The organism is Nocardioides imazamoxiresistens (assembly GCF_032378595.1).
GTDB classification, from domain to species: domain Bacteria; phylum Actinomycetota; class Actinomycetes; order Propionibacteriales; family Nocardioidaceae; genus Nocardioides; species Nocardioides imazamoxiresistens.
Window position 1 is genome coordinate 142683 of sequence record NZ_JAVYII010000010.1, and the last position, 21652, is coordinate 164334.

Genomic DNA, 21652 nt, shown 5'->3' on the forward strand with positions numbered 1-21652 from the left:
CGGGGTTCCTCGCCCCGGCACAGAGGCCGCACAGCGCGACCACAGGCAGCGGGTCTGTCATGGGTGTCGCCGGTCGGAGGACCGGCGGCACCCATCGGCATCTCCGGGCTCGTGCCCGGTCAGGAGGACCCCCGTGACGCACCGCACCCACCACCCGGACCAGCACGACGAGCACCGCGAGGGGCTCGCGCACGACCTGCCCGTCATGCAGGACGCCGGCATGGTCGGGCGGCGCCCGATGGCCCGCCGCGGGGTCCTCGGGCTGCTCGGCGCGGTCGGCGCCGTGACCGTCGCGGGCTGTGCGACCGGGTCGAGCGGCAGCGGTGCCGCGTCCTCGGCCAGCTCCTCGGCGACCGCGGGAGCCAGCGCGGGAGCCACCTCGGGAGCGGGCGGCGGCCCCGGCGGCCCCGGCGGTCGCGACGGCGCCGCCCCCGGCGGGGACGGGACGAGCCAGGAGGGGCTCGACGACGGCGACATCCCCGAGGAGACGAACGGGCCGTACCCCGCCGACGGCACCAACGGCGTCAACATCCTGACGGCCTCCGGCATCGTGCGCAGCGACATCACCGCCAGCTTCGGCGACGCCTCGGGCGTCGCCGAGGGCGTGCCGCTCACGATCCGTCTGATGATCTACGACAACGCGGCCGACGGCATGACGCCCTACGAGGGCGCCGCCGTCTACCTCTGGCAGTGCGACCGCGACGGCCGCTACTCGCTGTACTCGTCGGGGGCCGAGGACGAGAACTACCTGCGCGGCGTGCAGGTCGCCGACGCCTCGGGGGCGCTCACCTTCACCAGCGTCTTCCCGGGTTGCTACCCCGGGCGGTGGCCCCACCTGCACTTCGAGGTCTACGGGTCGGTGGACGACGCCACGAGCGCGAGCGGCAAGCTGCGGACCTCGCAGATCGCGTTCCCCGAGGACGTCTGCGCAGCCGTGTACGCCGACGCGGACGGGTACGGCGACAGCGCGACGAACCTCGACGGGGTCAGCCTCGACTCCGACATGGTGTTCTCCGACGGCCACTCGCTGCAGATGGCCACCCTCACCGGCTCGGTGGACGAGGGCTACGTGCTGCGCCTCAACGTGCCTGTCTGAGGCGGCTCTGGGAGACTCCCCGGGTGCCGTCCACGCCCCCGCCGGGAGACCCGGTCCCGTCCGACGGGTCGCTCCCGCCGGACGCCCTGAGCGCGCTCGGGCGACGGCCGTTCGCGTTCTACGTGCACGTGCCGTTCTGCCGCGTGCGCTGCGGCTACTGCGACTTCAACACCTACACCGCCACCGAGCTCGGTGGTCCGGCCGCGCCGCGCGGCGCCTCGCGCACGACGTACGCGGACGCCGCCGTGGCCGAGATCCGCCTCGCCCGCCGGGTCCTCGGTGACGTCGACCGCCCGGTCGACACCGTGTTCTTCGGCGGGGGTACGCCCACGCTGCTGCCGCCGGCGGACCTCGTGCGCATCCTGTCCGCGATCGGGGACGAGTTCGGTCTCGCCCCCGATGCGGAGGTGAGCACCGAGGCCAACCCCGACTCGGTGAGCGCGGCGGACCTGGCCGTGCTCCGCGCCGGCGGCTTCACCCGCCTCTCGTTCGGCGTGCAGTCCGTCGTGCCGCACGTGCTGGCGGTGCTGGACCGCACCCACGACCCGCTGCGGGTGCCCGGGGTGGTCCGCGACGCGCGGGCGGCCGGGTTCGACGAGGTCAGCCTCGACCTGATCTACGGCACGCCGGGGGAGTCCGTCGACGACTGGTGCGCCAGCCTCGAGGCCGCTCTGGCCTGCGAGCCGGACCACGTCTCGGCGTACTCCTTGATCGTCGAGGACGGCACGGCGCTGGCCCGGCGCGTGCGACGCGGCGAGGTCCCGATGCCGGACGACGACGACCTGGCGGACAAGTACCTGATCGCCGACGCCGCCCTGGAGGCGGCGGGCCTGCGCTGGTACGAGGTGTCGAACTGGGCGCGCCGCGACGCCAGCGCCTGCCGCCACAACCTGGCCTACTGGCGCAGCGACGACTGGTGGGGCGTCGGGCCCGGGGCGCACTCCCACGTCGGGGGCGTGCGGTGGTGGAACGTGCGGCACCCCGCGGCGTACGCCGGCCGCCTCGCCGAGGGGGTCTCCCCGGGGCACGCGCGGGAGGTGCTCGACGACGAGGTGCGTCGCACCGAGCGGGTGCTGCTCGAGACGCGGCTGCGCGAGGGTCTCGACACCGCCGCGCTGGACGCCACGGGCCGCTCCGCGTTGCCCGACCTCGTCGCCCGGGGGCTCGTCGAGGCCGGGGCGCTCGAGCGGGACCGGGTCGTGCTGACGCGCGAGGGCCGCCTGCTGGCCGACGGTGTGGTGCGCGACCTCCTCGTGTGAACCTCGCGGGCCCGGGGCGGCCGGGTCAGCCGGCCGGGTCGGTGACGAAGTCGATGAGCTCCTCGACCCGACCCAGCAGCGCCGGCTCGAGGTCGGCGAAGGACGAGACGCGGCTCAGGATGTGCTGCCACGCCCGGGCGATGTCCGCCTGGTTGCGGTGCGGCCAGCCCAGCTGCTGGCACACGCCGTGCTTCCACTCCATCGAGCGCGGCACCGTCGGCCACTGCGGGATGCCGAGGCGCTCGGGCTTCACCGCCTGCCACACGTCGACGAAGGGGTGGCCCACGATCAGCACGTGCCTGCCCGCCGCGGAGCGGCTGATCGAGTCGGCGATGCGGCTCTCCTTGGAGCCACGCACGAGGTGGTCGACCAGGACGCCGACGCGGCGGCCCGGGCCGGGGCGGAAGTCGACGAGGTGCTCGGCGAGGTCGTCGACGCCGCCGAGGAACTCCACGACGACGCCCTCGATGCGCAGGTCGTCGCCCCACACCTTCTCGACGAGCTCCGCGTCGTGGCGGCCCTCGACGAAGATCCGCGACTCGCGGGCGACCCGGGCGGGGGCGTCCGGCACGGCGATCGACCCCGAGGCCGTGCGACGCGGCGCGCTCGGCGCCGCGGCGCGCACCGGCGCGGTCAGGATCACGGGGCGCCCCTCCAGCAGGAAGCCCGGACCGAGGGGGAACGTGCGGCGCTTGCCACGACGGTCCTCCAGGGTCAGCGTGTCGAGGTCGCGGTCGACGGCGACGATCTCGCCGCACCAGTCGGTCGTGACCTCCTCGACCACCAGGCCCTTGTCGGCCGGGTGCTCGGTGGCGCGGCCGCCCTTGGGCGCGCGCCAGTCGGTGGACAGGACGTCGGATCCGTAGCGGTCGGGCACGAGGAGAACGCTAGGCGGCCGCACCGACAGGACCGGGGCAGGCGCGCCGCAGCCGGTCGCGGCTCACACGAGCGGGAGCCGTCGCGCCCCCGGCGGCAGCGCGGCGTACCCGCGGGCCACCGCGGCGCCCAGCCGCTCGACGGGGAACGGCCACGTGCCGGCGGCCGTGGCCTCGTCGGGACCGACCCCGGTCGCCGCCAGGTCGACCACCTGGGCGGCGAGCGCCGCCAACGACCCGTGCTGGTCCAGCACGAAGGAGCGGTCGACCACCGGGCCGTGCCCGGGCACCACCCGCGTCGTCGGCGTCACCAGCCCGAGCACGGTCTCGACCGTGGCCGGCCACTCCAGCGGGAAGGAGTCGTCCCCGTACGCCGGGACCGCCGCGCCGGGGTCGTCCGCCGCCTCGACGAGGTCGCCGGCGACGACGACGTCCGCGTCGGCCACGCGGAGCACGACGTCGCCGCCGGTGTGACCGCGGCCGGGATGGACCACCTCGACCAGCCGGTCGCCCAGCTGCACGGCGTGCGCGAGGGAGAACGTGGTCGTCGGCGCCAGCACGCGGCTGGCGGCCATCTCCTCGGCGCGCGGGTGGCCGTCGGCCACCGCGCGGGCCAGCTGCGCGGGCAGGACCTCGGGGATCCGGCGCGCGGCCTCCTCGTGGCCGACGAGGAGGGCGTCGGGCCAGGCGTCCAGCAGCGTGGCGTTGCCGAGCACGTGGTCGTGGTGCTCGTGGGTGTCCACCACCGCGACGAGCGGGGTGGTGCCGAGGACCCGTCGGACCTCGTCGCGCAGCCCGGCGGCCGCGTGCTCGGAGGCGAGGGTGTCGACGAGCAGCGCGCCCTCGCCGCCCGCGACCAGGGTGACGTTGACGTCGTACCACTCGTGCCGCGCGACCCAGACGCGGTCGGCGACCTCGACGAACGTGGTCGTGGCGGGGGAGCGGCCCATGGCCGCGACCCTACGGAACCGGGTGGTGCGGGTCGCTCAGCAGAGCCCGGAGTGCAGGTGGTCGCGCAGCGAGGTGGCGAGCTCGTCGGGCGTGCTCGCCCGACGCTCGAACGCCACGCGCCGCAGGTGGGCGCCGTCGCCGTCGACCCACTGGACCTCCACGCCCTGCGGCGAGAGGCCCGCGATGGCGGCGCCCGCCAGGTAGGGCGCCGGCGTGCCCGTGCACAGCGAGACGGCCTGGCGCAGCTCGGCGTCGTGGCACTCGTTCATGTGCTCGGTGCAGCGCAGGAGGTAGCCCTCGTTCAGCGCGTGGACGGGGCTGCGGAACAGGGCGGTGGGCACGCGGTACTGCCGGCTGGTGCCGTCGGCGTTCGTGCGGATCAGCATGATGATGCTCGGCTCGATGGCGACCGCGCTCATGCTCGGGTCGCAGCAGGGCTCGGGCACCGCCAGGCGACCGGCGAGCACGACCGACTCGGTCGTGCTGTCGTCCTCGACCACGCCGGAGATCAGGCGCAGCAGGGCCTTCTGCCGGGCGGCCCCGGCGTGCTCGACGACCGAGCCCCGCCGGCACACCAGCGTCGGCACGCCGTCGCGGTCCTGCAGCCCCAGGTCCTCGCCGCCGAAGAGGTGCTCGGTGCCGCGCACCACCATGCTCGCCGCCGCCGGGCAGGACAGGGCGCTGCGGGCACGGGCGGCGAGCTGGTCGGGATCGGCCGACGCGAGCATGGGGAGCACAAGGACCTCCTGGAGAGCGACTTAGGCAAGGCTAACCTGCAGGTGGGGGCGGCGGTCAAGGGCGTCCGAGGCGCGGATGCCCGCTCGCCCCGGCGTCGGCTCCGGCGTCGGCCGGTGCGGGGACCCGTCGACTCACGCCCCGCGCGACTCCGGAGTAGGCTTGGCACTCGCGTCGCGGGAGTGCCAGGCACCGAGGTGTCCGCTCCCCGCGAGGACGGGACGGGGACGGGTACGGGGCCGACAGGAGGTGCTGCAGTGGTCGAGGAGCGTCGTCTGGCCGTGCTCCGCGCCATCGTCGAGGACTACGTGTCCACCGAGGAACCGGTCGGGTCGAAGGCGCTGGTCGAGCGCCACGGCCTCGGGGTCTCGCCCGCCACCGTGCGCAACGACATGGCGCAGCTCGAGGAGGAGGGGCTGATCCACCAGCCCCACACCAGCGCCGGCCGGATCCCCACCGACAAGGGCTACCGCGTCTTCGTCGACCGGCTCGCCGGCGTCAAGCCCATGTCGTCGGCGGAGAAGCGGGCGATCTCGACGTTCCTCGAGGGCGCCGTGGACGTCGACGACACCGTGCGTCGCAGCGTCCGGCTGCTCTCGCAGCTGACCCACCACGTCGCGGTGGTGCAGTACCCCATCCTGTCCAACAGCACGGTGCGCCACGTCGAGGTCGTCGCGATGACGCCACGACGGCTGCTCGTCGTGCTCATCCTCTCGAACGGCCGGGTCGAGCAGCGGCTCGTCGAGGTCGACCGGGACCTCGACGACGACGCCGTGGCCGACCTGCGCACGCAGGTCAACCGCGCGGTCGTCGGCGAGCGGCTGACGGCCGCCGCGGACGGTCTCGCGGCCCTGCGCGCCGCCTCGGGCGAGGGCCGCGACGCCGGTCCCGACCGCGGGCTCGAGCCCGGGGCGGCGACGACCGACGCCGCCGGCGTGACCGCGGACGTGGTCGGCGTCCTCGTCGACGCCCTCGCCGACCACGCGGCCGACCAGCGCGTCGTCGTCGCCGGGACGGCGAACCTCGCCCGCTTCGGGGAGGGCATCGACACGGTGCTGCGACCGATGCTCGAGGCGCTGGAGGAGCAGGTCGTCCTCCTCAAGCTGCTCGGCGAGGCCACCACCGGCGGCGGCGTCACCGTGCGGATCGGTGCCGAGGGCCCGCTCGAGGAGCTCTCGGGCACGAGCGTGGTCACGACGGGGTACGGCGTCGGCCCGGACGCCCTGGCCACGCTCGGCATCGTGGGCCCCACCCGCATGGACTACCCCGGCACCATGGCGGCGGTGCGCGCGGTCGCGCGCTACATGTCGCGGATCCTCGACGAGAACGGCTGAGCCGGCGCCGCGCACCGCGCCGACCGGACACCCCACCCGCACCCGCAACGGAAACGATGGACAGGACACACGTGAGCCAGGACCTCTACGAGCTGCTCGGCGTCAGCCGTGACGCCGACGCGGACGCGATCAAGAAGGCGTACCGGCGACTGGCCCGCCAGCTGCACCCCGACGTCAACCCCGACCCGGCGACCCAGGACCGCTTCAAGGAGGTCAGCCAGGCCTACGAGGTGCTCTCGGACCCGCAGAAGCGCGCGGCGTACGACCGCGGCGGCGACCCGTTCGGCGGCGCCGGCTTCGGTGGCGGCGCCGGGCAGGGCTTCTCCTTCACGGACATCATGGACGCCTTCTTCGGCGGCGGCGCCGCCGGCGGTCAGGCCGGCGGCCAGGGCCGCGGTCCGCGACCGCGCCAGCGCCGCGGCCAGGACGCCCTGATCCGCCTCGACGTCGAGCTGGCCGAGGCCGCCTTCGGCGTGACCCGCGAGCTCAAGGTCGACACGGCCGTGGTCTGCGAGACCTGCGAGGGCCACGGCGCCGCGCCCGGCTCCAGCCCGCAGACCTGCACGACCTGCCGCGGCGCCGGCGAGGTCGCCCACGTGCAGCGCTCCTTCCTCGGCGAGATCCGCACGCTGCGCCCCTGCGCGGCGTGCCGCGGCTTCGGCTCGGTCATCCCGGACCCGTGCCGCACCTGCTCCGGCGAGGGCCGGGTGCGCTCGCGCCGCACGCTCACGGTGAAGATCCCGGCGGGCGTCGACAACGGCACCCGCGTGCAGCTGACCGAGCAGGGCGAGGTCGGCCCGGGCGGCGGGCCCGCCGGCGACCTCTACGTCGAGATCCGCGTCGCCGACCACGAGTTCTTCGTGCGCGACGGCAACGACCTGCACTGCGAGGTGACGCTGCCGATGACGGCGGCCGCGCTCGGTGCGTCGATCCGGCTGCCGCTGCTCGAGGCCGACCTCGTGGGCGAGGGCAAGGAGACCGATCTCGAGACCGAGGTGCCGCTCGAGGTGAAGGCCGGCACGCAGTCCGGCACCGAGCAGGTGCTGCGCGGTCGCGGCGTGCCCGGCCTGCGCGGCGGCGCCCGGGGCGACCTCGTGGTCACCGTCGCCGTCGAGACGCCGCAGAAGCTCGACTCCCGCCAGGAGGCCCTGCTGCGCGAGCTCGCGGAGCTGCGCGGCGAGGAGCAGGCCAGCGACGGGTCGCTGCAGGTCCACCGCAAGTCCGTCTTCGGACGCTGGCGCGACCGCTTCGCCCACTGACGTGTCGCTCCCCGTCCACCTCGCCGAGGACCTCGCGGGCGCCGCTCGCGGCGGCCGCGTCCGGGTCGAGGGCGACGAGGCGCACCACGCCGTGGTCGTGCGACGGCTCGCCGTCGGCGAGCGCGTCCGCCTCGTGGACGGCCGCGGCCGCGCCGTCGTGGGCCCCGTCGTCACGGCCGGCAAGCGGTTGCTCGAGGTCGAGGTCGACGAGGTGGTCGACGTGCCGCCGCCCGCTCCGGCCCTGACCGTCGTGCAGGCGCTGCCCAAGGGCGACCGCGGGGAGCTCGCCGTCGAGGTCCTCACGGAGATCGGCGTCGAGCGGATCGTGCCGTGGGCCGCCGAGCGCAGCGTCGCGGTGTGGCGCGGCGAGCGGGCGGCGAAGGCGCACGCGCGCTGGGCCGCGACGGCCCGCGAGGCCGCCAAGCAGGCGCGCCGGCCCTGGTTCCCCGAGGTGACCGCGCTGGCGACGACGGACCGGGCGGCCGAGCTCGTGGCCGCACTGGACGTCGTCGTCGTGCTGCACGAGGAGGGCCGCGCGTCGCTGGGCGACGTCGCGCTGCCGAGCGCGCCGGAGGCCGCGGACACCCGGATCGGCATCGTCGTCGGCCCGGAGGGCGGGCTGACCGACGCCGAGGTCGCGACCTTCGAGGCCGCCGGGGCGACGACCGTACGCCTGGGGGCCGAGGTCCTGCGCACCTCCACCGCCGGGCTCGCCGCGGCCGCCGCCCTGCTGGCCCGGACGTCGCGCTGGGCCTAGCCGATCGTGACGTCCTTGGTGTCCTGCGCCGGGCCGGGGCCCTCTCCGCCGGAGACGTCGTCGCTGGTGACGACCAAGGTGTACGAACCGGGCTCGAGACCGCTGGCGTCGATCTCGGTCTCCCACGCGTGCAGGCGCTCCTCGGTCCAGCTGCCCTCGTGCGTGGTGAACCCCTCCAGCACCACCTCCTCGCCGTCCAGGACGCGCCACACGACGGTGTTCTCGAAGGTGTTCGCGCGGCCCCGGGCCGTGAAGGTCCCCGAGACCGTCGAGCCCTCGGCGGGGTCGTCGATGCTGACGGGCAGGAGCGTCTCGAGCGCCGGGGCGGCCGAGACCGGGTTGGTCGCGCCGCCGAGCTCGCCGACCTCGGCGCCGGAGGAGTCGACGAAGCGCACGGGCAGCGTGTCCCCGACGGCCGCCTGGAGGGTGAGGACGACCTGCTGCACCGCCAGGGCCGGGTCCACGTCGAGGGCCGCACCCGGGGCGGGGCCGCTGACGGTCACGCGGATCTCGCCGTCGGCCTGCTCGGCGCCGCCGACCCAGCCCGCGACGAGGTTGGTGTAGTCCGGGTCGAGCGGCTCGCCGGCGAGCAGCTCGAGCGCACCGGGGAGCCCGCCGTCGGAGGCCTGCTGGAACTCGCGGGTCAGGACGGGGCCGCGCGGGCCGTCGACGACGAAGTACGCCGCCACCGCGGTCGGCTCGCCCGTCTCGGTCGCGGTGGGCTCGCTGCTCGGCGCGGGCGTCCCGGCACCGTCGTCGGCGGTCTCGGTCGCGCTCTCGCTCGGGGTGCCCGGGTCGCCGGGGGCCACGTCCTCCTCGCCGCACGCGACCAGGGTGGCGGCGAGCACGGCGCCCGCGGCGAGGGGCGCGAGGATGCGGCGGGGCGTGGTCCGGCGGGTCGTGGGACGGGACATCTCGTGGCCTCTCTGGGCGGTGACCGTGAAGGATGGTGCTGGTGGGACGCGTGGGACGTGCGTGTCGAGGCTGACCGTAGCGGTCCCCGTCCCCGCGCTCGCCGGGAACCTCGCGGGGACCTCGTGGAGGCCTCGTCTGTCAGACGCCCGGGCGGCGGTTCCGGTTGCGCCCGGGCGGGCCCTACGGTGAGCGCATGAGCGCCGAGTGCCTGTTCTGCAAGATCGTCGCGGGCCAGATCCCCGCCACCGTCGTCCACGAGACGCCCACGACGGTCGCGTTCCGCGACGTCAACCCGGTCGCGCCGACGCACGTGCTCGTGGTGCCGCGCACCCACCAGCCGAACGCCGCCGCGCTCGCGGCGGCGGAGCCGGCCACCGCGGCCGACCTGCTGACCAGCGCTCAGGCCGTCGCGGACGCCGAGGGGCTCAGCGGCTACCGCCTGGTCTTCAACACGGGGGAGGACGCCGGCCAGACCGTCTTCCACGCCCACCTGCACGTGATCGGCGGCGAGCGGCTCACCTGGCCGGCCTGAGGGCGTACGCCCGTCCGCCCGACCGCGGCGGAAACTCGCTCGCGCCCGCCCCACGAGGGCGGCGTAGCATGGTGGGGAACCTGTCGCCGCAGCAGAAGGGCGCCCTCCGGGCTTCCATGACCGAACCCACCATCGACGCCACCACCCGGCACACCGTCACGGTGCCGACCAGCATCGACATGGTCAGCCTCCTCGGAGCCGGGGACGAGCACCTCGGTGCGATCGAGAAGGCGTTCGACGCCCGGGTGCACGTGCGCGGCAACCGCATCACGCTCGAGGGCGAGCCGGCCGAGATCGCGCTCGCCGAGCGGCTCCTCGGCGAGCTCGTCACCCTGATCCGCACCGGCCAGGGCGTCTCCGGCGAGACCGTCGAGCGCGTGATCGGCATGCTGCGGGCCGAGACCACCGAGCGTCCCGCCGAGGTGCTGAGCCTCAACATCCTCTCGAACCGTGGTCGCACGATCCGGCCGAAGACGCTGAACCAGAAGCGCTACGTCGACGCGATCGACAAGCACACGATCACGTTCGGCCTCGGCCCGGCGGGCACGGGCAAGACGTACCTCGCGATGGCCAAGGCCGTGCAGGCGCTGCAGGCCAAGGACGTCAACCGGATCATCCTGACCCGGCCGGCGGTCGAGGCGGGGGAGCGGCTCGGCTACCTGCCCGGCACGCTGAGCGAGAAGATCGACCCCTACCTGCGGCCGCTCTACGACGCGCTGCACGACATGATGGACCCCGAGCTGGTCCCCAAGCTGATGGCGTCGGGCACGATCGAGGTCGCGCCGCTGGCGTTCATGCGCGGCCGCACGCTCAACGACGCCTTCATCATCCTCGACGAGGCGCAGAACACGACGCCCGAGCAGATGAAGATGTTCCTGACCCGCCTGGGGTTCGGCTCGAAGATCGTCGTCACCGGCGACACGACGCAGACGGACCTGCCGAACGGGCAGGCCTCCGGGCTGCGCGTGGTCGAGCAGATCCTCGACGGGGTCGAGGACCTCTCGTTCAACCGCCTGACCAGCTCCGACGTGGTGCGCCACCGGCTGGTCGCGCGCATCGTCGCGGCGTACGACACCTACGACGCCGAGCAGCCGCCGCGCCACGGCGGCGGGCAGCAGCGCAACCCGGCGCGGCCCGGGAGGTCCTCGTGAGCATCGAGGTCCTGGACGAGTCCGACACCGCGATCGTCGACGCCGACCACCTGGCCCGCCTGGCCCGCTTCGTGATGGACGCGATGCGCGTGCACCCCGAGGCCGAGCTGTGCATCAAGGCGGTCGACGAGGCGACGATCGCCGAGCTCAACGAGCAGTGGATGGGCAAGGAGGGGCCGACCGACGTCCTCGCCTTCCCGATGGACGAGCTGCGTCCCGGGCTGCTGGACGAGGAGCCGGAGGAGGGCGTCCTCGGCGACCTCGTGCTGAGCCCGAGCGTGGCCGAGCGCCAGGGGGCGACGGCGGGGCACGGGACGCTCGCGGAGGTCGAGCTGCTCACGGTGCACGGGATCCTGCACCTCCTCGGCTACGACCACGCCGAGCCGGAGGAGCACAAGGAGATGTTCGGTCTCCAGGACGACCTGCTAGCGCGCTGGCGCACCGCGAGGTGAGCACGGCCGTCGACGCCGCCTCCCGCGGCCGCCGGCGCTCGCCGGCAGGTAGGGTCCGACGCCGTGGATGACGTGTGGGTGATCGTCGTGGCGATCGGTCTCGTCGTCTTCGCCGGGCTCGTCGCGGCGGCCGACACGGCCCTGTCGCGCTTCTCGCCCGCGCGCGCCGACGAGCTCGCGGCCGAGGGCAGGGGCGGCGCCGCCTTCCTCGCCCGGATCCTCGACGACCCGCCCCGCTACCTCAACTCGCTGATCCTGCTGCGCCTGTTCGCCGAGGTGTTCGCGATCGTCCTCGTCACGCTGCACGTCGACGAGGAGCTCGAGAGCTGGTGGGGCAGCGTGCTGCTCACCGTCGCGATCATGCTCGTGGTCTCCTTCGTCGTGATCGGCGTGGCGCCACGCACGCTCGGGCGCCAGCACCCCGAGACCGTGGCGCTGGCCTCGGCGCTGCCCGTGTGGCTCGTGACGCGCCTGCTCGGCCCGGTGCCGCGGCTGCTGATCCTCGTGGGCAACGCGATCACCCCGGGCCGGGGCTTCCGGGAGGGCCCGTTCTCGACGGAGACCGAGCTGCGCGAGCTCGTCGACCTGGCCGAGGCGAGCGCCGTCATCGAGTCGGGCGAGCGCAAGATGTTGCACTCCGTCTTCGAGTTCGGGGACACGATCGCCCGCGAGGTGATGGTGCCGCGCACCGACGTGGTCTTCGTGGAGCGGCACCGCAACCTGCGCCAGACCATGTCGCTGTTCCTGCGCAGCGGCTACTCCCGGATGCCGGTGGTCGGCGAGAACCTCGACGAGGTCGTGGGCTTCGCCTACCTCAAGGACGTCGCCCGCCACGACTTCGAGGACCACGACGGCGACGCCGACATCACCGAGCGCATCGAGGACCACATGCGCACGGCGCACTTCGTGCCCGACTCCAAGCCGGTCGCCTCGCTGCTCGCCGAGATGCAGGCGATGCGGCGCCACATCGCGGTCGTGGTCGACGAGTACGGCGGGACCGCCGGGATCGTCACCATCGAGGACGTCCTCGAGGAGTTGGTGGGGGAGATCGCCGACGAGCACGACGTCGACGAGATCGACGTCGAGCAGGTCGACGAGCTGACCTACCGCGTGTCCTCGCGCTTCCCGATCGACCACCTCGACGACCTGTTCGAGGGCTACGACGTCGAGGAGGAGGACGTGGACTCGGTGGGCGGCCTGATGGCCAAGCACCTCGGTCTCGTGCCCATCCCGGGGTCGGTGGTCGAGGCGCACGGCCTGGGCTTCCGTGCCGAGGGCGTCAAGGGGCGCCGCAACCAGATCAGCACCGTCGTGGTGACCCGCCTGACGGGCACCGAGCAGGAGGAGGCGTCATGACCGTCGAGCTGGCCGCGGAGGACCAGAAGCTGGTGACACTGGCCCGCGCCACCCGAGCCCGCGCCCGGGCGACGCAGGGTGCGGCGGTGCGCGACCAGGACGGCCGGACGTACGCGGCGGCGGCCGTCGCCCTGCCGTCGCTGCAGGTCTCCGCGGTCGCCGGCTGCCTGGCCATGGCCGTCTCCTCGGGCGCGCGGTCGCTGGAGGCCGTCGTGCTGCTCGCCGACACCGACGTTGCCGACGAGGCGGACCTGGCGGCCCTGCGCGACTTCACGGGCGCCGACGTGCCCGTGCACCTCGGCGACGCGCGGGGCGTCGTGGACGTGACCGTCACCACCTGAGGCTCGGCCAGGACGGGACGAAAGTCGGTACTGCGGCCGCGGCGACGGTCCTAGTCTCTGCTGCGTGCACACCGTCGGAGCCGCCGCCCACGCAGCCGCCACGGACGCGCTGCTCGCCTCGTACGCGGCCCTCGGCCCCGGCGACCCGGTGCGGCTGGCGAAGCGCACCTCCAACCTCTTCCGCCCGCGCGACGCGACCCGCGCGCCCGGTCTCGACGTCCGGGGCCTGGGCGGCGTCGTGTCGGTCGACCCCGCCGGGCGCACGGCGGACGTCCAGGGCATGTGCACCTACGAGGACCTCGTCGACGTCACGCTCGCCCACGGGCTGATCCCGCTCGTGGTGCCCCAGCTGCGCACCATCACGCTCGGCGGCGCCGTGACCGGTCTCGGGATCGAGTCCACCTCGTTCCGCAACGGGCTGCCGCACGAGAGCGTGCTCGAGATGGACGTGCTGACGGGCGCCGGCGAGATCGTCACCGCGACGGCCGACAACGAGCACGCCGACCTCTTCGCCGCCTTCCCGAACTCCTACGGCTCGCTGGGGTACGCCACGCGCCTGCGCATCGCGCTGGAGCCCGTGCCGGCCTGGGCCGCGCTGCGCCACGTCCGGTTCGACGACGCGCACCGGCTGGTCGAGGCGGTCGAGGAGATCGTCGCGACGCGGCGCTGGGAGGGCGAGCGGGTCGACGGGCTCGACGGCGTGGCGTTCGCGCCCGACGAGCTCTACCTGACGCTGGCGCGCTGGACGAACGACCCGGCGGGCGCGCGCCCGTCGACCTACGTGGACGAGATCTACTTCCGATCGGTGCAGGAGCGCGCGACCGACCTGCTGGGCATCGCCGACTACCTGTGGCGCTGGGACACCGACTGGTTCTGGTGCTCGGGCGCCTTCGGCCTGCACGACCCGCGGGTCCGGCGCCTCTGGCCCGCCTCGAAGCGCCGCTCCGACGTCTACCACCGGCTCGTGGCGCTCGAGCGCCGCCACGGCGTGGTGGACCGCATCGACCGCTGGCGGAAGCGTCCCCAGCGGGAGCGGGTGATCCAGGACGTCGAGGTGCCCGCCGAGCGCCTGCCCGAGTTCCTGTCCTGGTTCGACGAGCACGTCGGGATGCGGCCCGTGTGGCTGTGCCCGCTGCGGCTGCGCGAGCCCGACGGCCCCGGCAGCGGCCGCACCTGGACGGCGTACCCGCTCGAGGCCGGGCGCACCTACGTCAACGCGGGCTTCTGGGGCACGGTGCCCGTCGGCCCCGAGGCCCCGGACGCGCCCGTGAACCGCGCCGTCGAGCAGCGGGTGCACGAGCTCGACGGCCACAAGTCCCTCTACTCCGAGGCGTTCTACGACCCCGAGACGTTCGACCGGCTCTACGACGGGCCCGCGCTCGCGCGCGTCAAGGAGACCTACGACCCCGACCAGCGACTCTCGACCCTCTACGCGAAGGCGGTGCGACGACAGTGAGCAGCTCCCCGACGGTCCCCACCCTCTCCATCGGAGAGGCCATCTCGACCCTCATGAAGCACGGCATGCCGGTGCGCTTCACGGCCTACGACGGCTCGTCCGCCGGGCCCGAGGACGCGGCGGTCGGCCTCCACCTCGTCAACGAGCGGGGCCTGCGCTACATCCTCACGGCGCCCGGCGACCTGGGGATCGCGAGGGCGTACGTGATGGGCGACCTGCAGGTCTCCGGCGTGCACCCCGGCAACCCCTACGACGGCCTCGTGCTGCTGCTCAGCCAGCTCTCGTTCCGCCGCCCCGGGGCCGCCGAGGCGCTGCGGCTGCTGCGCGGGCTGGGGCTCGGCCACCTCAAGCCACCGCCCGTGCCGCCGCAGGAGCACCTGCCGCGCTGGCGCCGCGCCGTGGAGGGCCTGCGGCACTCGCTCGTGCGCGACGCTGAGGTGATCGGCCACCACTACGACGTCTCGAACCGGTTCTACGAGATCGTGCTGGGCCCGTCGATGGCCTACACCTGCGCCGTCTTCGAGACCGCGGACGCGACGCTGGAGGAGGCGCAGGCGGCCAAGTTCGACCTGGTCGCGCGCAAGCTCGACCTGCAGCCGGGCCAGCGCCTGCTCGACGTCGGCTGCGGCTGGGGCGGCATGGTCATGCACGCCGCGCGGGAGTACGGCGTCAAGGCGCTCGGGGTGACGCTGAGCCTGCAGCAGGCCGAGTGGGCCAAGCAGGCGATCGACGCCGCTGGGCTCTCCGACCTCGCGGAGGTGCGCCACCTCGACTACCGCGACGTCGTCGAGGACGGGTTCGACGCCGTCAGCTCGATCGGTCTGACCGAGCACATCGGGGTGCGCAACTACCCGGCGTACTTCGCGTTCCTGCGCGACCGCCTCAAGCCGGGCGGTCGCCTGCTCAACCACTCGATCACCCGCGCCCACAACCTGCCGACCCGCACGGGCGCGTTCATCGACCGCTACGTCTTCCCCGACGGGGAGCTGACGGGCTCGGGGCGCATCGTCATGGACGCGCAGGACGCGGGTCTGGAGGTGCAGCACACGGAGAACCTGCGCGTGCACTACGCCCGGACGCTGCAGGGCTGGTCGGAGAACCTCGTCGCGGGCTGGGACGAGGCGGTCGCGGAGGTCGGGGAGGGCACGGCGAAGGTCTGGGGCATCTACATGACCGGCTCTCGGATCGCCTTCGAGCGCAACGAGATCCAGCTCCACCAGGTGCTCGCGACCCGCACGGACGAGACCGGGGAGAGCGGTTACCCGCTTCGCCACACCTTCGGCGTCTGACCTACCCTTCGCCGGTGAGCACCCGGGCCCAGCAGTACGCCGCGACCGTCGTGTCGCGCACCGAGCTGACGCCGCACCTGGTGCGGCTGGTGCTCGCCGGCCCCGGTCTCGCGGAGTTCCGCAGCACGGGGACCAGCGACGAGTGGGTCGGCCTCGTGGTGCCCGGGCAGTTCCAGAGCCGCTACTACACCGTGCGCTCCTGGACGCCGCCGCGCGACGGCGCGGACGCCGAGCTGGTGCTCGACGTCGTGGTGCACGAGGTCGGGCTGGTCACCGAGTGGGCGCTGCGCGACTGCGTCGGCGAGACCGTGACCGTCACCGAGCCCAAGGGCTCGCTGAGCCTGCCCGACGACGCCGCGTGGCTGCTGCTGGTGGGCGACCTCACGGCGCTGCCCGCCATCGCCCGCACGCTCGAGGAGGTACGCACGGCGCGTCCGGCGTTGCCGGTGCGCGTGTGGGCCGAGGTGCCCGACGACCCGGCGCTGCTCGCGTCCTACCTGCCCCGCGACGTCGACGTCACCTGGTCGGCGCCGCCCGGCGAGGGTGAGAGCCGGCTCGGCGAGGTGGTCGAGCAGATCGCGTGGCCGGAGGGTGAGGGCTACTTCTGGATGGCGGGGGAGTCGGCGCAGATGCGCGCGATCCGCAAGCACCTGATGCGCGTCGTCGGGCTGCCGAGCACGGCCTACGACGTGATGGGCTACTGGCGCGGGGGCGGGCAGCGGCGCCAGCCGCGCGCTGTCGACCCGGCGCCGATCTACGCGGCCGGGAAGGCCGCGGGCAAGACCGACGACCAGATCTGGGCGGACTACGACGCCGCCCGGGAGCACGAGGAGAACCGATGAGCGACCTGCCGCCCCCCGCCCCGCCGACGTTCGGGGACCGCGCCGAGGGCCACCGCTCCGGGTTCGCGTCGTTCGTCGGGCGCCCCAACGCCGGCAAGTCCACGCTGACGAACGCGCTGGTCGGCCGGAAGGTCGCGATCACCAGCTCGAAGCCGCAGACGACCCGCACCGTGGTGCGCGGCATCGTGCACCGCGACGACGCCCAGCTGGTGCTGGTCGACACCCCGGGCCTGCACCGCCCGCGGACCCTGCTGGGCGAGCGGCTCAACGACCTCGTGACGACGACGTGGGCCGAGGTCGACGTGGTGGCCGTGTGCTTCCCGGCGAACGAGAAGATCGGTCCCGGCGACCGCTTCATCGTCGGCGAGCTCGGCAAGGTGCGCCGCACGACCAAGGTCGCGGTCGCGACCAAGACCGACCTGGCGACCCCGGAGCAGCTGGCCGAGCACCTGCTCGCCATCGCCGAGCTGGGCCGGGAGACCGACACCGAGTGGGCCGAGATCGTGCCGGTCTCGGCGACCGCCGGCAGCCAGGTCGACCTGCTGGCCGACCTGCTCGTGGCGCAGCTGCCGGAGGGTCCGCCGCTCTACCCCGAGGGCGAGCTGTCCGACACCCCGGAGGAGGCGATCGTCGCCGACCTCGTGCGCGAGGCCGCGCTCGAGGGCGTGCGCGACGAGCTGCCGCACTCGATCGCCGTCGTCGTCGAGGAGATGGGCCTGCGCCCGGACCGCCCCGAGGACAAGCCGCTGCTGGACGTGCACGCCACCGTGTTCGTCGAGCGCGACTCGCAGAAGGGGATCGTGATCGGCCACAAGGGCTCGCGGCTCAAGGAGATCGGCAGCACGGCGCGCGTCCAGATCGCCGCCATGCTCGGCACCCCGGTGCACCTGTCGCTGCGCGTGAAGGTCGCCAAGGACTGGCAGCGCGACCCGCGCCAGCTGCGCCGGCTCGGCTTCTGACGCGTCGGGGCGCGGGTCAGGCGGGCACCCAGCAGAGGCCGTACGTCTGGCCGGCCGCCCACTGCTCCGCGGTCGGCCACTCGTAGCCCCACTGGTAGTCCAGCGCGTCCTCGGCCACCTCCCGGCCGGCCTGCTGGCACTGGTCCTGGCCGGCGGCCTGGGCGGCCTCCTCGCCCGGGTAGGCGTCGCCGACGTCGACGACCTCGACCGCGCGCCACGCGTGGTCGAGCCCGCACGCGATCCGGCGGAAGTCCTCGGCGCCGGGCTCGGCCGTTCCGCACAGGGCCAGCGCCCCCGCGCCGTCGGCGAACGCGCCCTCGAGGGGGACGGGCAGCGCGCCCAGCCGCTCGCTGTCGATCACGGCGGTCGCGTCGCAGCGGTACCAGTCCGCGCCCGCGTCCGACTCCTCCACCGTGGGGGAGAACCAGATCGGCGTCACGACACTGAGGCGCAGCGTCGTCTGGTCGGTGCCGAGGTACGCCGCGAGGTTGCGGCGGCAGGTCGAGGCCAGCGCGCCCTGGACCTGGGCGGAGTCGACCGCCAGCAGGTGCCCGTCCACCCACGTGGACAGGGCGCCGACCTCGTAGGTCACGGACGTGACGCTCCCGGCGCCGTCCGCGCAGTCCACCGGGGCGGACGAGGAGGTGGGGGCCAGGGCCTCGTCGATCGTGAGCTCGTAGCAGGCGTCCGCCGGCGGGCGCTCCGCGGCGCTGGCCGTGGGCGGCGCGGTCGGCTCGCTGGTGGGGCTCGGCTCCACGGTGTCGTCGTCGCCGCTGCTGCAGGCGGACGCGAGCAGGAGGACGGCCGCCGCGGCCGCGGCAGCGTGGCGTACCCGGGCGGTCGGCCTCACTGCTCGGTCTTCGCCCAGCAGATCGTGCGCCGGTTGCCGGCGTCCCACTGCCCCTGGCCGAACCAGGTGAAGCCGTAGTCGAAGTCGAGGGGGTAGCCCAGCCAGGCGCTGACGGACTCGGAGCAGAAGTCGCGGCTGCGGACCTGCACGACGTCGTCGCCCGGGTACTCGTCGTCGGCGGTGCCGACCTGGACGGTGGTGACCGCGCGCCACGTGTGCGGCTGGTCGCAGGCCACCTTCGCGCCCGTGTCGACGGTGTCGCCGTCCACGCAGGTCATCCAGCGGTCCTCGGGCGGCAGGCCGGTGAGCAGGCCCTGCGCGGTCTCGGGCAGCTCCACGTACTCCGTCGACTGCTCGCCGCCGCCGACGATGTCGCAGCGGTACCACCGGGCACCCTCGTCCCAGGCCTTCTCCGACGGTCGGAACCACGCCCAGCTGACGCGGGCGCGCATCACGGTCGACTGGTCGGCCCCCAGGAACTGCGCGAACGCCTCGGTGCAGGTGCGGTACGCCCACGCGCCCAGCGAGCGGGAGTCGTACTCCGCCTCGTGCAGCTCCTCGGGCAGCGTGCCCACCTTGTACGTCTCCGCGGTGTGCGGCTCGGAGCAGTCGACGGTGCGCGTCGCGTTCGCGGTCCGCGCGACGTCCTCGGGGGTGAGCTCGCGGCAGGCGCCGAGCTGGGGCACCTCGACGGCGTCCACCTGGTCGGGGTCGGTGTTCGAGCCCTGCTCGCCGTCCCCGGAGCACGCGGTGAGGACCGTCAGGAGGAGGACGCCGAGGAGGGCGACGGCCCGGGGGTGGGTCGTACGCACCTGGCTGCTCACCTCTCGACGGGCTCGACGGATCGGGCCGGCCTCACTGCGCGGCCAGCGCCGCGATCGTACCGCCCAGCTCGTAGGCCGCGTCGCGGTCCGCGTCCGTGACCTCGCCGAGGACCGACAGCACCTCGGCGCCCTGCCGCCAGGGCAGCGCGCCCGCGACGCCGAGGACGGACCGGACGGCGCCCTCGGTGTCGTAGCGGCCGTGCACGTAGAGCCCGAAGGGCAGGGAGCCGCCCGACGCGGCGCCCGAGCCGTCCGCGTCCAGGGCGCCGCCGATCTCGAGGAAGGTCGAGTCGAAGAAGTGCTTGAGCGCCCCGCTCATGTAGCCGAAGTTCGCGCTGGTGCCGAGCACGATCCCGTCCGCGGCGAGCACGTCGGCGGCCCGCGCCTCGAGCGCCGCGACCGCACGGACCTCGACGCCCTCCAGGGCGTCGTCGCCGGCGCCGGCGAGGACCGCGTCGGTCAGGGCGCGCACGGACCCGGTCGGGGAGTGGTGGACGACGATTAGGACGGTCATCCGACGAGCCTAGAGGCGCGTGTAGGATGGCCGCCGTCATGATGCGCCAGCTCCTCCTTCGCTGCCGCAGCGAGGTCTGACCCACTCCCACCGGGAGGCTCGGGACGCCGGACCCCCTCGCTGCGGAGATCGTGCTGCGCCCGGCCGCCACACGGACACGACGCCCCCAGCGAGGAACCGATGACCACCACCCCTGCCCAGCAGCCCAGCGGCATGCCCGTCCACCGCTACCGCGCCTTCGAGCCCGTCACCGTGCCCGACCGCAGGTGGCCGGACCGGAAGATCACCGCCGCGCCGCGCTGGCTCTCGACCGACCTGCGCGACGGCAACCAGGCGCTGATCGACCCGATGAGCCCGTCGCGCAAGATGACGATGTTCGAGCTGCTCGTGAAGATGGGCTACAAGGAGATCGAGGTCGGGTTCCCGGCCGCGAGCCAGACCGACTTCGACTTCGTCCGCCAGCTGATCGAGGGCGACAAGATCCCGGACGACGTGCGGATCTCCGTGCTGACCCAGGCCCGCGAGGACCTGATCGAGCGCACCGTCGCCTCCCTGGTCGGCGCCGACCGCGCCAACGTGCACCTCTACAACGCGACCGCGCCGCTGTTCCAGCGCGTCGTCTTCGGTGTCACCGAGGCCGAGTGCATCGCGATCGCGACGCGCGGCACCGAGTGGGTCGTCAAGCACGCCGAGCAGCTGCTGGAGGGCACGGACTTCGGCTACCAGTACAGCCCGGAGATCTTCACGCAGACCCACACCGACTTCGCGGTCGAGATCTGCGAGCGCGTCTCGGACGTGTGGCAGCCGGAGGCCGGGCGCGAGATCATCCTCAACCTGCCGGCGACCGTCGAGATGTCGACGCCCAACACCTACGCCGACCAGATCGAGTACTTCTCCCGCCGGCTCTCGCGCCGCGAGCACAGCGCGATCAGCCTGCACCCGCACAACGACCGCGGCACCGCCGTCGCGGCGACCGAGCTGGCCCTGATGGCCGGCGCGGACCGGGTCGAGGGCTGCCTCTTCGGCCACGGCGAGCGCACCGGCAACGTGGACCTGGTGACCCTCGGCATGAACCTGTTCAGCCAGGGCATCGACCCGATGATCGACTTCTCCGACATCGACGAGGTCCGCCGCACGGTCGAGTACTGCACGCAGCTGCCCGTGCACCCGCGCCACCCCTACGCGGGCGACCTGGTCTACACGGCCTTCTCCGGCTCCCACCAGGACGCCATCAAGAAGGGCCTGGAGGACCTGGACCGGCGTGCCGCCGAGGCCGGGGTCCCCGTGGGCGAGATGCCGTGGGAGGCGCCGTACCTGCCGATCGACCCGAAGGACGTCGGCCGCAGCTACGAGGCCGTGATCCGCGTGAACAGCCAGTCGGGCAAGGGCGGCGTGGCGTACCTGCTGAAGTCCGAGCACAAGCTCGACCTGCCGCGACGTGCGCAGATCGAGTTCAGCCGCGTCATCCAGGACCGCACGGACGCGCAGGGCGGTGAGGTCACCCCGGAGCAGATCTGGGAGGTGTTCTCGGGGGAGTACCTGACCAAGGACGCGCCCCTGCGCCTCAACTCGGTGCACTCGACCTCGACCGCGGGGCAGCACGACGAGCTCACGGTGGACGTGTACGTCGACGGCGAGCAGCGCACGCTGAGCGGCTCGGGCAACGGCCCGGTCGCGGCGTTCGTGGACGCCGTCAACGGCCTCGGCTACGACGTGCGCGTCCTGGACTACGCCGAGCACGCCCTCTCGTCCGGCGGCGACGCGCAGGCCGCGGCCTACGTCGAGTGCGCCGTGGGCGAGAAGGTGCTGTGGGGCGTCGGGATCGACCCCAACATCGTGCGGGCCTCGATGAAGGCGATCGTCTCGGCGGTCAACCGCGCCTGAGAGCCCGTCCGCGGAGCCGTG

General features: G+C 74.0%; 22 protein-coding genes. 15 read left to right on the plus strand and 7 right to left on the minus strand.

Features of this window, described 5'->3' with window-relative positions; genetic code table 11:
* Positions 1-133 precede the first annotated feature (133 nt).
* Together RDV89_RS19155 and hemW are read left to right on the plus strand one after the other, a co-directional pair.
* Complete coding sequence (locus RDV89_RS19155; RefSeq protein WP_315735735.1) at positions 134-1096, plus strand: dioxygenase family protein; 963 nt, start codon at positions 134-136, stop codon at positions 1094-1096.
* 23 nt (positions 1097-1119) lie between these two features.
* The gene (gene hemW, locus RDV89_RS19160; protein WP_315735737.1) at positions 1120-2355 is read left to right on the plus strand and encodes a radical SAM family heme chaperone HemW; all 1236 of its coding nucleotides are present in this window, start codon (positions 1120-1122) and stop codon (positions 2353-2355) included.
* Positions 2356-2380: 25 nt separating this feature from the next.
* Here the strand turns inward: hemW and RDV89_RS19165 are convergent, their stop codons facing one another.
* The 3 genes from RDV89_RS19165 to RDV89_RS19175 all read right to left on the minus strand — a co-directional run bounded on the left by RDV89_RS19165 (position 2381) and on the right by RDV89_RS19175 (position 4909).
* The gene (locus tag RDV89_RS19165; protein ID WP_315735739.1) at positions 2381-3232 is read right to left on the minus strand and encodes a DUF3097 domain-containing protein; all 852 of its coding nucleotides are present in this window, start codon (positions 3230-3232) and stop codon (positions 2381-2383) included.
* 63 nt (positions 3233-3295) lie between these two features.
* Positions 3296-4180: an MBL fold metallo-hydrolase gene (locus RDV89_RS19170; protein WP_315735741.1), complete on the minus strand. Its 885-nt coding sequence runs from the start codon at positions 4178-4180 to the stop codon at positions 3296-3298.
* A gap of 36 nt (positions 4181-4216) precedes the next feature.
* Complete coding sequence (locus RDV89_RS19175; RefSeq protein ID WP_369012419.1) at positions 4217-4909, minus strand: DUF2470 domain-containing protein; 693 nt, start codon at positions 4907-4909, stop codon at positions 4217-4219.
* A gap of 264 nt (positions 4910-5173) precedes the next feature.
* Between RDV89_RS19175 and hrcA the strand changes: the two genes are divergently transcribed.
* From hrcA to RDV89_RS19190, 3 genes are all read left to right on the plus strand, one after another.
* Entirely contained in the window at positions 5174-6250 is a 1077-nt protein-coding gene (hrcA, locus tag RDV89_RS19180) for a heat-inducible transcriptional repressor HrcA (RefSeq protein WP_315735745.1), read from the plus strand.
* Between the two features lie 71 nt (positions 6251-6321).
* On the plus strand, positions 6322-7509 hold the full coding sequence (gene dnaJ / locus RDV89_RS19185) for a molecular chaperone DnaJ (RefSeq protein WP_315735747.1): 1188 nt from the start codon (positions 6322-6324) through the stop codon (positions 7507-7509).
* Position 7510: 1 nt separating this feature from the next.
* Positions 7511-8266 carry a 16S rRNA (uracil(1498)-N(3))-methyltransferase gene (locus RDV89_RS19190; protein WP_315735749.1) on the plus strand — a complete coding sequence of 252 codons (756 nt, stop codon included), beginning with the start codon at positions 7511-7513 and terminating at the stop codon, positions 8264-8266.
* On the opposite strand, the gene RDV89_RS19195 is transcribed toward RDV89_RS19190, so the two are convergent.
* The gene (locus RDV89_RS19195) at positions 8263-9180 is read right to left on the minus strand and encodes a Gmad2 immunoglobulin-like domain-containing protein (protein ID WP_315735751.1); all 918 of its coding nucleotides are present in this window, start codon (positions 9178-9180) and stop codon (positions 8263-8265) included. The genes RDV89_RS19190 and RDV89_RS19195 overlap by 4 nt on opposite strands.
* Before the next feature lie 194 nt (positions 9181-9374).
* On the opposite strand from RDV89_RS19195, the gene RDV89_RS19200 reads away from it, so the two are divergent.
* The 9 genes from RDV89_RS19200 (at position 9375) to era (ending at position 17559) form a co-directional block, all read left to right on the plus strand.
* Positions 9375-9713: a histidine triad nucleotide-binding protein gene (locus RDV89_RS19200; protein WP_315735753.1), complete on the plus strand. Its 339-nt coding sequence runs from the start codon at positions 9375-9377 to the stop codon at positions 9711-9713.
* 116 nt (positions 9714-9829) lie between these two features.
* A complete protein-coding gene (locus RDV89_RS19205; RefSeq protein ID WP_315735754.1) occupies positions 9830-10864 on the plus strand; it encodes a PhoH family protein in 1035 nt (344 codons plus the stop codon).
* Positions 10861-11316: an rRNA maturation RNase YbeY gene (gene ybeY / locus RDV89_RS19210; protein ID WP_315735755.1), complete on the plus strand. Its 456-nt coding sequence runs from the start codon at positions 10861-10863 to the stop codon at positions 11314-11316. The genes RDV89_RS19205 and ybeY overlap by 4 nt, the downstream gene beginning before the upstream one ends.
* Before the next feature lie 63 nt (positions 11317-11379).
* Positions 11380-12672 carry a hemolysin family protein gene (locus RDV89_RS19215; protein WP_315735756.1) on the plus strand — a complete coding sequence of 431 codons (1293 nt, stop codon included), beginning with the start codon at positions 11380-11382 and terminating at the stop codon, positions 12670-12672.
* Positions 12669-13013, plus strand: a complete 345-nt coding sequence (locus RDV89_RS19220; protein ID WP_315735757.1) for a cytidine deaminase-like protein — start codon at positions 12669-12671, stop codon at positions 13011-13013. The genes RDV89_RS19215 and RDV89_RS19220 overlap by 4 nt, the downstream gene beginning before the upstream one ends.
* A gap of 64 nt (positions 13014-13077) precedes the next feature.
* Positions 13078-14469 (plus strand): FAD-binding oxidoreductase, encoded by a 1392-nt coding sequence (locus RDV89_RS19225; RefSeq protein ID WP_315735758.1) that lies wholly within the window; start codon positions 13078-13080, stop codon positions 14467-14469.
* A complete protein-coding gene (locus RDV89_RS19230) occupies positions 14466-15758 on the plus strand; it encodes a class I SAM-dependent methyltransferase (RefSeq protein WP_315735759.1) in 1293 nt (430 codons plus the stop codon). The genes RDV89_RS19225 and RDV89_RS19230 overlap by 4 nt, the downstream gene beginning before the upstream one ends.
* 14 nt (positions 15759-15772) lie before the next feature.
* Positions 15773-16600, plus strand: coding sequence for a siderophore-interacting protein (locus RDV89_RS19235; RefSeq protein ID WP_315735760.1), 828 nt, complete (start codon positions 15773-15775; stop codon positions 16598-16600).
* Positions 16597-17559, plus strand: a complete 963-nt coding sequence (gene era, locus RDV89_RS19240; RefSeq protein WP_315735761.1) for a GTPase Era — start codon at positions 16597-16599, stop codon at positions 17557-17559. Before RDV89_RS19235 ends, era begins: the two co-directional genes overlap by 4 nt.
* A gap of 16 nt (positions 17560-17575) precedes the next feature.
* Here the strand turns inward: era and RDV89_RS19245 are convergent, their stop codons facing one another.
* The 3 genes from RDV89_RS19245 to RDV89_RS19255 are packed head-to-tail and all read right to left on the minus strand — an operon-like array spanning position 17576 to position 19747.
* Positions 17576-18409 carry a septum formation family protein gene (locus tag RDV89_RS19245; RefSeq protein ID WP_315735762.1) on the minus strand — a complete coding sequence of 278 codons (834 nt, stop codon included), beginning with the start codon at positions 18407-18409 and terminating at the stop codon, positions 17576-17578.
* On the minus strand, positions 18406-19233 hold the full coding sequence (locus RDV89_RS19250) for a septum formation family protein (RefSeq protein ID WP_315735763.1): 828 nt from the start codon (positions 19231-19233) through the stop codon (positions 18406-18408). The genes RDV89_RS19245 and RDV89_RS19250 overlap by 4 nt, the downstream gene beginning before the upstream one ends.
* Before the next feature lie 31 nt (positions 19234-19264).
* Complete coding sequence (locus RDV89_RS19255; protein WP_315735764.1) at positions 19265-19747, minus strand: flavodoxin family protein; 483 nt, start codon at positions 19745-19747, stop codon at positions 19265-19267.
* 180 nt (positions 19748-19927) lie between these two features.
* Between RDV89_RS19255 and leuA the strand changes: the two genes are divergently transcribed.
* Positions 19928-21631 (plus strand): 2-isopropylmalate synthase, encoded by a 1704-nt coding sequence (gene leuA / locus RDV89_RS19260; protein ID WP_315735765.1) that lies wholly within the window; start codon positions 19928-19930, stop codon positions 21629-21631.
* The last annotated feature ends 21 nt before the right edge of the window (positions 21632-21652 follow it).